Annotated in this window: 9 protein-coding genes; 7 read left to right on the top strand and 2 right to left on the bottom strand. The window is 61.8% G+C overall.

Annotated features, from left to right (window positions below):
- The first annotated feature begins 9 nt into the window (after positions 1–9).
- Together argF and ABE528_RS08365 are read left to right on the top strand one after the other, a co-directional pair.
- Positions 10–930: an ornithine carbamoyltransferase gene (gene argF / locus ABE528_RS08370; RefSeq protein WP_152954507.1), complete on the top strand. Its 921-nt coding sequence runs from the start codon at positions 10–12 to the stop codon at positions 928–930.
- Positions 927–2,036, top strand: a complete 1,110-nt coding sequence (locus tag ABE528_RS08365; protein WP_152954509.1) for an ABC transporter ATP-binding protein — start codon at positions 927–929, stop codon at positions 2,034–2,036. Before argF ends, ABE528_RS08365 begins: the two co-directional genes overlap by 4 nt.
- A 37-nt stretch (positions 2,037–2,073) precedes the next feature.
- On the opposite strand, the gene ybaK is transcribed toward ABE528_RS08365, so the two are convergent.
- The gene (ybaK, locus tag ABE528_RS08360; protein WP_152954510.1) at positions 2,074–2,544 is read right to left on the bottom strand and encodes a Cys-tRNA(Pro) deacylase; all 471 of its coding nucleotides are present in this window, start codon (positions 2,542–2,544) and stop codon (positions 2,074–2,076) included.
- A gap of 302 nt (positions 2,545–2,846) precedes the next feature.
- Between ybaK and ABE528_RS08355 the strand changes: the two genes are divergently transcribed.
- The 4 genes from ABE528_RS08355 to glpD all read left to right on the top strand — a co-directional run bounded on the left by ABE528_RS08355 (position 2,847) and on the right by glpD (position 7,868).
- Positions 2,847–3,698 carry an MIP/aquaporin family protein gene (locus ABE528_RS08355; protein ID WP_152954512.1) on the top strand — a complete coding sequence of 284 codons (852 nt, stop codon included), beginning with the start codon at positions 2,847–2,849 and terminating at the stop codon, positions 3,696–3,698.
- 42 nt (positions 3,699–3,740) lie between these two features.
- The gene (glpK, locus tag ABE528_RS08350) at positions 3,741–5,240 is read left to right on the top strand and encodes a glycerol kinase GlpK (RefSeq protein WP_346652656.1); all 1,500 of its coding nucleotides are present in this window, start codon (positions 3,741–3,743) and stop codon (positions 5,238–5,240) included.
- A 100-nt stretch (positions 5,241–5,340) separates the two neighbouring features.
- Positions 5,341–6,096: a DNA-binding transcriptional repressor GlpR gene (glpR, locus tag ABE528_RS08345; protein WP_152954517.1), complete on the top strand. Its 756-nt coding sequence runs from the start codon at positions 5,341–5,343 to the stop codon at positions 6,094–6,096.
- Positions 6,097–6,341: 245 nt separating this feature from the next.
- Positions 6,342–7,868: a glycerol-3-phosphate dehydrogenase gene (gene glpD, locus ABE528_RS08340; RefSeq protein WP_346652655.1), complete on the top strand. Its 1,527-nt coding sequence runs from the start codon at positions 6,342–6,344 to the stop codon at positions 7,866–7,868.
- Between the two features lie 21 nt (positions 7,869–7,889).
- On the opposite strand, the gene ABE528_RS08335 is transcribed toward glpD, so the two are convergent.
- A complete protein-coding gene (locus ABE528_RS08335; protein ID WP_346652654.1) occupies positions 7,890–12,038 on the bottom strand; it encodes an NEL-type E3 ubiquitin ligase domain-containing protein in 4,149 nt (1,382 codons plus the stop codon).
- A gap of 357 nt (positions 12,039–12,395) precedes the next feature.
- Between ABE528_RS08335 and ABE528_RS08330 the strand changes: the two genes are divergently transcribed.
- Positions 12,396–13,313, top strand: a complete 918-nt coding sequence (locus tag ABE528_RS08330) for a glutamate/aspartate ABC transporter substrate-binding protein (protein WP_152954521.1) — start codon at positions 12,396–12,398, stop codon at positions 13,311–13,313.
- Positions 13,314–13,386: the final 73 nt, after the last annotated feature.

The following is a 13,386-nucleotide window of genomic DNA, read 5'->3' as shown; positions in this document are numbered from 1 at the left end:
TAGTCAATCATGAGCGCTAGGCACTTTCTCTCCCTGCTGGATTTCACCACCGACGAATTGCTCGGTGTGATCCGCCGAGGCATCGAGCTGAAGGACCTGCGCAAGCGAAGCGTGCTGTTCGAGCCGCTGAAAAACCGCGTGCTGGGCATGATTTTCGAGAAGTCCTCGACCCGTACCCGCGTGTCGTTCGAAGCGGGCATGATCCAGCTCGGTGGCCAGGCCATCTTCCTCTCGCCGCGCGACACCCAGCTGGGCCGTGGCGAACCGATCGGCGACAGCGCCATCGTGTTGTCGAGCATGCTTGACGTGGTAATGATCCGTACCCACGCCCACAGCACCCTGACCGAATTCGCCGCCAAATCCCGCGTGCCGGTGATCAACGCCCTGTCCGACGAGTCGCACCCGTGCCAGCTGCTGGCCGACATGCAGACCTTCCTCGAGCACCGCGGCTCGATCCAGGGCAAGACCGTGGCCTGGATCGGTGACGGCTTCAACATGTGCAACTCGTACATCGAAGCGGCCAAGCAGTTCGACTTCCAGCTGCGTATCGCCTGCCCGGAAGGCTATGAGCCCGATCCACGCTTCATGGCCCTGGGTGGCGACCACGTGCAGATCGTCCGCGATCCGCAAGAAGCCGTGCGCGGTGCGCACCTGGTGACCACGGATGTCTGGACTTCCATGGGTCAGGAAGAGGAAACTGCACGGCGCCTGGCGCATTTCGCGCCTTACCAGGTCACCCGCGCACTGCTCGACCTGGCGGCACCTGACGCCCTGTTCATGCACTGCCTGCCCGCCCACCGGGGCGAGGAAATCAGCCATGACCTGCTCGACGACCCTCGCTCGGTCGCCTGGGACCAGGCTGAGAACCGCTTGCATGCACAGAAGGCCCTTCTCGAATTTCTTGTCGAACCGGCTTACCACCACGCATGAGTCAACCCTTACTGCTCAACCTGCGCAACCTCGCCTGCGGCTACGGCGAGCAGCGCATCGTCCAGAACCTCAACCTGCACCTGAACGCAGGCGACATCGGTTGCCTGCTGGGCTCGTCGGGTTGCGGCAAGACCACCACCCTGCGTGCCATCGCCGGCTTCGAGCCGGTGCACGAGGGTGAAATCCAGCTGGCTGGCGAGGTGATTTCCCGCGCAGGCTTCACCCTGGCCCCGGAAAAACGCCGGATCGGCATGGTGTTTCAGGACTACGCCCTGTTCCCGCACCTGACCGTTGCACAGAACATCGCCTTCGGCATCGCCAAGCACCCGAGCCAGGCGAAAGTGATTGAAGAGATGCTCGAACTGGTCAAGCTCGGCGGCCTCGGCGGGCGCTACCCGCACGAGCTGTCGGGTGGCCAGCAACAGCGTGTGGCCCTGGCGCGCGCGCTGGCCCCTGAGCCTCAACTGCTACTGCTCGACGAGCCGTTCTCCAACCTCGACGTGGAACTGCGCCGGCGCCTCAGCCACGAAGTGCGCGACATCCTCAAGAGCCGCGGCACCAGTGCAATCCTGGTGACCCATGACCAGGAAGAAGCGTTTGCCGTCAGCGATCACGTCGGCGTGTTCAAGGAAGGCCGGCTGGAGCAGTGGGATACCCCCTACAACCTGTATCACGAACCGCAGACACCGTTCGTGGCCAGCTTCGTCGGCCAGGGTTACTTCATCCGTGGCCAGATGAGCAGCCATGAAGCGGTCAATACCGAACTGGGCGAGCTGCGTGGCAACCGCGCCTACACCATGGCGCCAGGCAGCTCGGTGGATGTGCTGCTGCGCCCTGATGACATCGTGCCGGCCCCAGGCAGCGCACTGCAGGCGAACATCGTTGGCAAGAGCTTCCTTGGCGCGTCGACGCTGTACCGTCTGCAGTTGCCCACTGGGAGCCAGCTCGAGGCGATCTTCCCGAGCCATATCGACCACCAGGTCGGTGAGGATGTGGGGATTGCGGTGAAGGCCGACCACCTGGTGCTGTTCCCGGTGCCGGGCAGTGTCTCAGCACAGTTGGCCCGCCAGGAGAATGGGGTTCGCCGGTACAGTTCGGCGACCTGATTCACAATGCTGGGGCTGCTTTGCAGCCCCAGCTATGTCAGCCTCTACCGATTCCGGCGAATTTGCCCTGGGTATGCTCAGCCAGCACCGCCGCCGCCAACTCGACCTCCAGCCCCCGCCGCCCGGCGCTGACATGGATGGTTGCAAAGTTCTGCGCGGTATCATCGATGAAAGTGCGCAGGCGCTTCTTCTGCCCCAACGGGCTGATTCCACCCACCAGATAGCCCGTTGCCCGCTGAGCCGCTGCCGGGTCGGCCATCTCGCATTTCTTCACCCCCGCCGCATGGGCCAGGGCCTTGAGGTCCAGCGTCCCCACCACAGGCACCACCGCCACCAGCAACTCGCCCTTCTCGCTGCTCGCCAGCAAGGTCTTGAACACCTGCTGCGGTTCGAGCCCTAGCTTTTCAGCCGCTTCCAGCCCATATGACGCCGACTTGGGGTCATGTTCATAACTGTGCACGCGATGTTCGGCGCGGGCTTTTTTCAAGAGGTCGAGTGCGGGGGTCATGCAGTGCTCCGGTCTGGGACAGCTCGCGGCTACTTTAGGGCAAATCCTACATCCCAGCCAGCCAATGGCTGACGCAGGCCTCTACTACGGGCATCAGCCTCTGAAACAGGCGACCAAAACGTGACTACCCGTTCACTTTCGACCTTTGACATCAGCGTTTCTTGTCTATATTTTTTCGTTTCTGAATAAATGGTGCTCTTTTAAGGTGCGCTTCTTAACTCCCGCCTGAGGTCAATGGGGATAGACATCAGGCTTTGCTGTCGAGCGCTTTGCGCCTCACAACAAAAACAACGAGGTCATACATGACGACTGCTCTACGCGAACCCACACTGTCCAGCCAATGCCTGGCCGAGTTTCTCGGCACCGCCTTGCTGATTTTCTTCGGCACCGGTTGCGTCGCCGCGCTCAAGGTCGCTGGCGCCAGCTTCGGTCTCTGGGAAATCAGCATCATCTGGGGCGTCGGCGTAAGCATGGCGATCTACCTCACTGCCGGCATTTCCGGCGCGCACCTGAACCCGGCCGTGAGCATCGCACTCACCCTGTTCGCCGGCTTCGACAAGCGCAAGCTGCCGTTCTACGCGCTTGCCCAGATCTGCGGTGCATTCTGTGGCGCCGCACTCGTTTACACGCTCTACAGCAACCTGTTCTTCGATTTCGAACAGGCCCACGCCATGTTGCGTGGCAGCGCCGAGAGCCTCGAGCTGGCCTCGGTATTCTCGACGTATCCGCACCCGTCACTGTCCACTGGCCAGGCGTTCCTGGTCGAAGTGGTGATCACCGCGATCCTGATGGCGGTGATCATGGCCCTGACCGATGACAACAACGGCCTGCCGCGCGGCGCCATGGCGCCGTTGCTGATCGGCCTGCTGATTGCCGTGATCGGCAGTGCCATGGGCCCGCTGACCGGCTTTGCGATGAACCCGGCCCGCGATTTCGGGCCCAAATTGATGACCTTCCTGGCTGGCTGGGGCGAAATCGCCTTCACTGGCGGTCGGGACATTCCGTATTTCCTGGTGCCGGTGTTCGCACCGATCCTCGGCGCTTGCCTGGGCGCCGCGAGCTATCGAGGCCTTATCGCCCGCAACCTGCCGACGGTGCAAAGCGCAAGCGCCGAGACAACCGACAATCGCCAGGGCGATACTCAAGCCAACTGATGCCGACCGCCCTGAACTCCTCTTTATGCAAGGCCTACGACCATGACAGACACCCAGGATAAGAACTACATCATCGCCCTGGACCAGGGCACCACCAGCTCGCGGGCGATCATCTTCGACCGCGATGCCAATGTGGTCGGTACCTCGCAGCGCGAGTTCGCCCAACACTACCCGCACGCTGGCTGGGTCGAGCACGACCCGATGGAGATCTTCGCCACCCAGAGCGCGACCATGGTCGAGGCCCTGGCCCAGGCCGGCATCAGCCATGCCCAGGTGGCCGCACTGGGCATCACCAACCAGCGTGAAACCACCGTGGTGTGGGACAAGGAAACCGGCCGCCCGGTGTACAACGCCATCGTCTGGCAGTGCCGCCGCAGCACCGAGATCTGCGCCCAGCTCAAGCGTGATGGCCATGAAGAGTACATCCGCGAAGCCACCGGCCTGGTCACCGACCCGTACTTCTCCGGCACCAAGCTGAAATGGATCCTCGATAACGTCGAAGGTGCTCGCGAACGCGCCGAGCGCGGCGAGCTGCTGTTCGGCACCATCGATACCTGGCTGATCTGGAAATTCTCCGGCGGCAAGGTGCATGTCACCGACTACACCAACGCCTCGCGCACGCTGATGTTCAACATCCACAGTCTGCAGTGGGACGAAACACTCCTGGGAATCCTCGGCATCCCGCGGCAGATGCTTCCCGAGGTGCGCCCGTCGTCGGAAGTCTACGGCCACACCAAGAGCGGTATCGCCATCGCCGGTATTGCCGGCGACCAGCAGTCCGCGCTGTTCGGCCAGATGTGCGTGGAGCCAGGCCAGGCGAAGAACACCTACGGCACCGGCTGCTTCCTGCTGATGAACACCGGCGACAAGGCCGTGAAGTCCTCCCACGGCCTGCTCACCACCATTGCCTGCGGCCCGCGTGGCGAGGTGGCCTATGCCCTGGAAGGCGCGGTCTTCAACGGTGGTTCCACCGTGCAGTGGCTGCGTGACGAGCTGAAAATCGTCAACGATGCGCTGGATACCGAATACTTCGCCAGCAAGGTCAAGGACAGCAACGGCGTCTACCTGGTGCCAGCCTTCACCGGCCTGGGTGCGCCGTACTGGGATCCGTATGCCCGCGGCGCGCTGTTCGGCCTGACCCGTGGCGTGAAAGTCGACCACATCATCCGTGCGGCGCTGGAGTCGATCGCCTACCAGACCCGCGATGTGCTCGACGCCATGCAGCAGGACTGCGGCCAGCGCCTGTCGGAACTGCGCGTGGACGGTGGCGCAGTGGCCAACAACTTCCTCATGCAGTTCCAGGCCGACATCCTCGGCACCTGCGTCGAGCGCCCGAAAATGCGCGAAACCACCGCCCTCGGCGCCGCCTACCTGGCAGGCCTGGCCTGTGGCTTCTGGAGCGGCCTGGAAGAACTGCGCGACAAGGCGATCATCGAGCGCGAGTTCAGCCCGCAGCTGGATGAGGCGCAGAAAGAGCAGCTGTACGCTGGCTGGAGAAAGGCCGTCGAGCGCACCCGTGACTGGGAAGATCACGAGGCGTAACACAGATTGGGGCCGCAATGCGGCCCCATCGTCTACTGGCCGTAGTCCCCATCCTACGGCATCATTGCAGAATTTGTCCGGCAGCCCCAAAGGACCGCCCATGAATCTGCCTCCACGCCAACAACAAATCCTCGAACTGGTGCGCGACCGCGGCTACGTCAGTATCGAAGAAATGGCGCAGCTGTTCGTCGTAACCCCGCAAACCATCCGCCGCGACATCAACCAGCTCGCCGAGCTCAACCTGCTACGCCGCTACCATGGTGGTGCGGCTTATGACTCGAGCATCGAGAACACTGCCTATGCCATGCGCGCCGACCAGATGCGCGACGAAAAGCAGCGCATCGCCGAAGCCGTGGCGCGGCAGATTCCCGACCATGCCTCACTGTTCATCAATATCGGTACGACCACCGAATCGATTGCCCGGGCATTGCTCAACCACAACCACCTGAAGGTCATCACCAACAACCTGCATGTGGCTGCGATCCTGGCCGCCAAGGATGACTTCGAGGTCCTGGTAGCCGGCGGCACGGTGCGTCGTGACGGTGGCGTGGTGGGCCAGGCCAGCGTCGACTTCATCAACCAGTTCAAGGTCGATTTCGCCCTGGTGGGCATCAGCGGCATCGATGAAGACGGCAGCCTGCTCGATTTCGATTATCAGGAAGTGCGGGTTTCCCAGGCGATCATCGCCAACGCCCGCCAGGTGGTGCTTGCCGCCGACTCCAGCAAGTTCGGGCGCAATGCCATGGTGCGCCTGGGCTCGATCAGCCTGGTCGACTGCCTGGTGACCGACCAGGCACCTGCGCCTGCCCTCACTCAATTGCTGAACCAGTACAAGATTCGGCTTGAGGTGGTGTGAGGGCCTCTGGGTGCATGCCATGAGGCGCCTTTGAGACCATGCGCCGCCCGCGCGGCGCTCGGTCTCACAGGCGACAACTCTCTCAAACCGATCACCCAGAATTTTCGTTAATGTTCACTTTGTTGTCATCTGATCAGTTTTTTCTATAAAGACCGACTGGCAGCCGGCTTTCTGTTGCGCTAATATTTTCGGAAACGAACATATATGTTCATATTCGATGTGAACAGCCTCAGGAGGCCTTGCCCGTGTCCCAGCCCGTTTCGTCCCAGCCCCCACTCGCAGACTGCTATGACCTCGCCGTGATTGGCGGTGGCATCAATGGCGTGGGCATCGCTGCCGACGCCGCCGGGCGTGGCCTCAAGGTATTCCTCTGTGAGAAGGACGACCTGGCCCAGCACACCTCGTCGGCCAGCAGCAAGCTGATCCACGGTGGCCTGCGCTACCTGGAACATTATGAATTCCGCCTGGTGCGTGAAGCGCTGGCCGAACGCGAAGTGCTGCTGGCCAAGGCCCCGCACATCGTCAAACCGATGCGCTTCGTGTTGCCGCACCGCCCGCACCTGCGCCCGGCCTGGATGATCCGCGCCGGGCTGTTCCTCTACGACCACCTGGGCAAGCGCAAGCGCCTGGGTGCTTCGCGCAGCCTGCGCTTCGGCCCGGGCTATCCGCTCAAGCCGGCAATCACCCGCGGTTTTGAATACGCCGATTGCGCAGTGGACGACGCCCGCCTGGTAGTGCTCAACGCCATGGCTGCACGTGAGCACGGCGCGCACATCCGCACCCGTACCCGCTGCCTGCGCGCCGAGCGCGTGGATGGCCTGTGGCAAGTGGAACTGCAGCACGCCGATGGCAGCTTGCAGACCCTCCGTGCCCGGGCACTGGTCAACGCGGCCGGCCCATGGGTCGCCAGCTTCATCAAGGACGACCTCAAGCTCGATGCGCCTTATGGCATCCGCCTGATCCAGGGTAGCCACCTCATCGTGCCGCGCCTGTACGAAGGCGAACATGCCTACATCCTGCAGAACGAAGACCAACGCATCGTCTTCTGCATCCCTTACCTGGAGCGTTTCACCCTGATTGGCACCACCGACCGCGAATACAGCGGCGATCCAGCCAAGGTGGCGATCACAGAGCAGGAAACCGACTACCTGCTCAAGGTGGTCAACGAGCATTTCAACCATCAGCTGGTGCGTGGCGATATCGTGCACACCTACTCCGGGGTTCGCCCGCTGTGCAACGACGAATCCGACAACCCGTCCGCCGTGACCCGTGACTACACCCTGGCGCTGTCGGCCAGTGAAGGCCAGGCACCCTTGCTGTCGGTGTTCGGCGGCAAGCTGACCACCTACCGCAAGCTGGCCGAATCGGCAATGGCCGAACTCAAGCCACACTTCCCGCACATGCGTGGCAGCTGGACGGCCAGCGCGCCACTGCCGGGTGGTGAGAACATGACTACCGTGCAGGCCTTGCTAGATGACGTGCTGGCGCGCCACGGCTGGTTGCCGGTGGATATCGCCAAGCGCTGGGTGCTGACCTATGGCTACCGCGTGTGGCAGTTGCTCGACGGTGTGCAGGGTCCGGAACAGTTGGGTCAGGCCATTGGCGGCGGATTGTTCAGCCTCGAAGTGGACTATCTGCGCCGTCAGGAATGGGCATGCGACGCCGAAGATATCCTTTGGCGTCGCACCAAGCTCGGGCTGTTTACCAGTGAGAGCGAACAGCAGGCATTGAAGCACTACCTGGAGGAGTCCAGGCACGAGCAGGCTGCCTGATGCAGAGCGGTCTCGTGGCCCTCAGCCACGAGACCCTCGGGCACTCGCCCATACCTCGGTCGTCAGGTTACGTATCATGGCCGCCTCCTCGGCTTGATGCTCGCGCATCAAGTTTTCAGCCTGCGCGGCATAGGCACCTTCCTGGCCGCCCCTGGCCGTTGCTTCAAGTGCCTCCAGGCGCTCATGGTAGGGTTCGAGCACGCTGTCGAAACGCTCAGGATAGGTCTCGCGCAGATAGGCCTGCCAGAAGGGGCGCCGCGCCAAGGCGTCAAGCATGGCCACATCCGTATCCGTGCTCACCACTTCCAGTTGTGCCTGTGCCAGATCGGCTGGCGTGACACGGGCAAATGCCGCGTAGTACATCTCATCTGGCGCAACGGGTAGATCAAGCGCGCCGGCAAGCTGTGCACGGTAGTACAACCGTATCTCGATCTCGTCGACCCTGACCATTGCCGATGCGCGCAACCTGTTCACGTGCCGCGTGGCAATCGCATCGAGCAGGTCCAGACGATGCAATTGCCTGCCCAGGCGCAGCAATCGGCTGGCGCGCACTGCAACTGGGACGCCGTCAATGCCCTGATGAACAAGTACCGCCACCTCCATCTGATTGAGCATCAACAACAGGCGGTCTTCGCAACTGCGCGGAGCTTCGGCCTCGCGAAAGACCTGCTCGCGCAGCACTTCGTTACTTTCGCAGGCGTTCAGCAGACGCCACACTCGGCGCCGATAATGGCGCGGCTGCTCTTCGAAGTCATCGCCTTCGGCAAAGTCGGCGAGGAACGTGAACAGCCCCGCTGAGCCCGGCTCTTCTCGCAAGCGGTCCCAGGTGGCTTCTCGTTGCGCACGCAGAACCGGCTCCTGGCGGCCTATCCACGCAGTGCGGGTATCGGCAGTGACCGATGCGTGAACATAGGCTGCACTGCCCCGGTCTCGGCTATTGCTGACGCCACGGGCTTGATCATGAAGTTCTGCGCTGCTTTCATTCAAAGGGTTGTCATGCAGGTTCAACTGCCTCAGGCGCTGGCGCAACCCTCGCACCTCATGATGCAGCTCGCTGATGCGGTTATCACGCAAATCGGCATGCGCCAGCAACGGCATGTTCTGGACGACTCTACCCAAGTCGACCTGGCCAGTGCCACGCAAGCTGACCTCACGTACATGATGCAAGGCCGATATCCCCGGAACGTCGCCAAGCGGGTTGAAGCTGAGGTTCAAGCTGTAGAGGCGTTGCAGGCGGGCCAGCCGCAGGCTGCCGGCATCATCCAGAACAATCTGGTTATTGCCCAGGTCGAGCCTGCGCAGCCGGGAGAGCTGCTCGATGCCCTCAGGCAGCTGGGTGAGTTGGTTGCCGCTGAGGTCGAGTTCGACCAGGTTGGGAAACATTCGCAGGAATGCCGCGTCGATGCTCTGCAAGTGCATGTTGCGCAGCGCCAGCCGTTGCACGTGGACGAAGTCGATCCCCGCCGGCAAGGTCGGCAATTGAGCGACACGCTCGCCGTCAATCCTCAATTCGTAATGGTCATTGTCATCGACCAGCTTGCGCCGCCAGCTGCGACGCAGGGTATCCGCAACGCGCCGGCGGCGTATGCCATCGAAGGGGTTTCGACGCTCGGCCTGCCATTGTTGCAGCACATCACGCAGCTCACTCAGCTGCCGCTGCAACATCATGTAATGGTCCCACAAGCTCTCCCCTCGCAGGCGCACGGCGTTCAGGTAGGCATCGAGCTGCAGCTGGCTGAGCGTGGGAAATATCTGATGAATGCCGCGCCGGATCGCCTGCTGGCTGCTTTCACCGCTGGCGCCATTGAGCTGATAACCCAGTCGCCCGTCGGCAAACCGCCGAGGTGGACGCACAGTATGACCTTCTGGCGCCAGCCCGATGAGCCTGGCAGACGCCTCACGCTGCGCGGCGATGGTTTCGAGCAACCAGTCACGCAACTGGACTACCCGTAACGCCGGATCCCCCAGTGCGGTTTTCTGTTGCTCGCCCAGGCACTGCAATACTGTCTGCAGCAACGTTTTGCCAGGCAAGGTCGGCTGCTCCCCTGCTGCCTCGGCCACCGCGTACCCCTGCTCATGCCTGATGAGGGTGTGGACCTGCGTAGCCTCCTTGCCTTGACTGGCGAACAGCAGCAGGCCATCCCGCTTGCCGGCACGCAGCTCCACGCGAACCGAGGCTGGCCATGGTGCATGGTGATCGATCATGCCCAGCACCAGGCGTTCACTGTCAGTGTTGGCCAGTTTGCCCAAGGCTATGCCCAGTCCAGCCTTATCGAGCCGGTTTTCGCGCAAATAACCACGTGCGCGCTCCGCCATGCTCAGGGGCAGGCGCTGTGTGCTGCGCAGTGCCTGCAAGTGCTCGCTGCTGGTGTGCTCGATGATTTCCTGCGCAGCGTCCGGGGTAAGCCCTTTGAAAGCACGGATGAGCAACGCCTGGTCGGCGCTGGGCTGCTCGCGCAGGCTGGCAAGCTTCTGCTCGAACCCTTTGCCATACAGAAGCGGCTCGCTGGCGTGCAGTTTCAGCCGTGCGTGGATGTCCAGCAACCGCGCTGGAACAGGCGCGCCTTCGACGCACAGGCGCCGCAATTGCTCAGCCCCCAGGCCGGTCACGCGCATCAGCGTGCTGGCCTCTGTCGAGAGCACATCCGCGAAGCGATCGGCATCCAGCCCCTGCAGCAAGGACGATGGCGCATTATCGAACTGAGCAGCCGTCTGCGCCTTGCACAGCCTCACACCACCGTGGCCAAGCACTTCAGGCGCCAACTGGTCGATGAAAGGCACTCGCCGCACGGCGTGAATCGCACCGGCGCTGGCCACGCCCAGCGCCACGCTCCCGGCGACATTGAACAGGTGGTCGACTGCTGCTGCCCGGTCACCCAACCGCCAGGCCTGATAGCCTTGGTAAACTTCATCCAGCAACTGTGCGGCGTTCACGGCCAGCATGAGCTCGCCAAGCACAGGCACAAAGAATGCGGCCATGTTCAGCAAGTCCAGACCGGCGTTCAGCATGCGGTTCAAACGCTCATGCCGGCTTTTGCGATCCTCGACATCCGTAGGCACTGCCATGAACGAAGCATCGGCAAAGATCTTGCTGATCTGCTCGGCGCCCAGGAACAGGAACAGGTCTTGCTCAAGCGGGAAACTGCGCCCATCCAGTTGCAGCGGAGCATGAGCACCGGCTCTCTTCACGGCATCAGCAAAGTGCCCGGCAAACCCCTGCAGGTCCTCTGCCTTGATGAAACGCTGGAAAAACGCGCGGTAGGCCTGGTCGCGCAAACGGGCCGCCAACGCCTCGTAGGCGCCAGCCCAGGTGTCGTGGAAATGTAACTCCCGAACGGGATCGTCCGGGATCCACAAGGCCACTTCTTCAAGCTCGCCTCCCGGCGCGGGCCGGTATTCCAATGCCACCACACCGACCACCGGTTTGCCCAGCAGGTAGAGCTGACAGGCCGTCCAGTGGGTTCCCTGGGTTGGCGTGCCTGCCTCACTGTCGAGCAACTTCAGCAAACGTTGCAGATCCGCCTGGTCGACAAGGCCGTTGATTCGCGACGCGTAGACCGACACACGCATGCGGGTGCGCCAGCTTTCTGCGAAGCGTTTCTCTACTACTTTGTGATTGGTGTCCTCAGGCTGGCCACGGGGTGGCACAGGCTTCAGTACTTTCGTGAGCAATGCCTGGTACTTCCCGCCAATATCAAGGTCCCTGCATAACTTGGCGTAGTGCCTGAAGGACAACTTCAGCACCTCCCCTTTGGCCCCCGTCAGCTGAGCCTCGCGAAGGAACCAGGACCTGGTTTCCTCCTCATCGAAGTTATGCAAGGCCGCGGCAAGCAGGGTTTGCCGCGAGCGGTAGGTGATCATTGGCTTGTGCGATTTTGACGCCGAGGGCAGTTCGAATTGCTCCTTGATGTCCACAAAGCAATGCTGTGGTTCGACATGATCCACTCCGGCCCGTTGCAATGCCTGCTCGAGCCGGGGCAGAGCAAAATCGTCGAGGGCGGGTATCTGTTGCAGCACTTGCTGCAGGCGATCTGCTGCCGCCTGCTGGGCCAGTAGCGCGCGCTGATACCCTTGACGATGTTCGGCCTCGGCGCTTGTCAGCCAAGGCGGCAGTTGGCGGGCGATCAGGTGGTCGACCGACCCCTCGGGAAAAATAGCAGTGGCATTCAAGGTTGCGCTCTCCAGGTAAGGAAAGCGGCATCAGAGCATCGAGCTTGACTGGCAAGGTGGTAGTTTAAGCTAGCGCAGGCAGCCCCAAAGCAGGCTATGGCACACCCGCTCACCCATTCGGATTTCCGAACGGCGCGCGACCATTCATTCGGAAATCCGCATGACGAACTCAGCTGAAATTAGTGCTCACAGGCATTGCCATCCTGTAAACACGGGGCGTTATGATCGGTCCCAGAGCTTGGCACGACTCATGCTCTACACTTGGTAGCCGAATGCAATCGCTTCTAGCGGTATTCGTTGAACGAAAGAGTCCGCCAACGGCTCCATAAAAAAAACAAACACGTCGAGGAAAATTTGATGCGTATCGTTCGTCATCTGTTGGGCGCAACCATCGCCGCCGCGATCATCGCTTCGCCAGCCATGGCCGAAGAACTGACCGGTACCCTGAAGAAGATCAAGGACTCGGGCACCATCACCCTGGGCCACCGCGACTCTTCCATTCCATTTTCCTACCTGGCCGGCGGTCAAACGCCCGTGGGCTACTCCCACGACATCCAGCTGGCCGTGGTCGATGCCCTGAAGAAGCAACTGGGTACCGACATCAAGGTCAAGTACAACCTCGTCACTTCCCAGACCCGCATCCCGCTGGTGCAGAACGGCACCGTCGACCTTGAGTGCGGCTCCACCACCAACAACGTCGAGCGCCAGCAACAGGTCGGCTTCTCGGTCGGTATCTTCGAAGTGGGTACCCGCCTGCTGACCAAGGTCAAGGACGGTCAGCCTTCCTACAAGGACTTCCCGGACCTGGCCGGCAAGAACGTGGTGACCACTGCCGGTACCACCTCTGAGCGCCTGCTCAAGGCGATGAACGCCGACAAGCAGATGAAGATGAACGTGATTTCCGCCAAGGACCACGGTGAAGCCTTCAACATGCTCGAAAGCGGCCGCGCCGTGGCCTTCATGATGGACGACGCCCTGCTCGCCGGTGAAATGGCCAAGGCCCGCAATCCGAAGGACTGGGTCATTACCGGTACTCCACAGTCGTACGAAATCTACGGCTGCATGGTGCGCAAGGATGACCCGGCCTTCAAGAAAGCGGTCGATGACGCCATCGTTGCCTACTACAAGTCGGGCGAAGTCAACAAGAGCTACGACAAGTGGTTCACCCAGCCGATCCCGCCAAAGGGCCTCAACCTGAACTTCCAGATGAGCGACGAGCTGAAGAAACTGATCGCCGAGCCGACCGACAAGGCCGCGGACGAGAAGAAGTCCTGATACCCAGCCCGTGGCCTGCCGCGCTGCAACGCGCGAATTAAACGAGCAGGCCACCTGTTAGTGTCTAACCTTT

Origin of the sequence: Pseudomonas sp. TWI628 (assembly GCF_039673865.1) — a bacterium.
In the GTDB taxonomy this organism is placed as follows: domain Bacteria; phylum Pseudomonadota; class Gammaproteobacteria; order Pseudomonadales; family Pseudomonadaceae; genus Aquipseudomonas.
The sequence above is the reverse complement of the archived record's forward strand: the minus strand, read 5'-3'. Positions and strand labels throughout refer to the sequence as shown.

Coding starts and splice junctions, on each gene's coding strand:
- ybaK (WP_152954510.1), bottom strand. CDS start 2,544: ATGACCCCCGCACTCGACCTCTTGAAAAAAGCCCGCGCCGAACATCGC.
- ABE528_RS08365 (WP_152954509.1), top strand. CDS start 927: ATGAGTCAACCCTTACTGCTCAACCTGCGCAACCTCGCCTGCGGCTAC.
- glpR (WP_152954517.1), top strand. CDS start 5,341: ATGAATCTGCCTCCACGCCAACAACAAATCCTCGAACTGGTGCGCGAC.
- glpK (WP_346652656.1), top strand. CDS start 3,741: ATGACAGACACCCAGGATAAGAACTACATCATCGCCCTGGACCAGGGC.
- argF (WP_152954507.1), top strand. CDS start 10: ATGAGCGCTAGGCACTTTCTCTCCCTGCTGGATTTCACCACCGACGAA.
- ABE528_RS08330 (WP_152954521.1), top strand. CDS start 12,396: ATGCGTATCGTTCGTCATCTGTTGGGCGCAACCATCGCCGCCGCGATC.
- ABE528_RS08355 (WP_152954512.1), top strand. CDS start 2,847: ATGACGACTGCTCTACGCGAACCCACACTGTCCAGCCAATGCCTGGCC.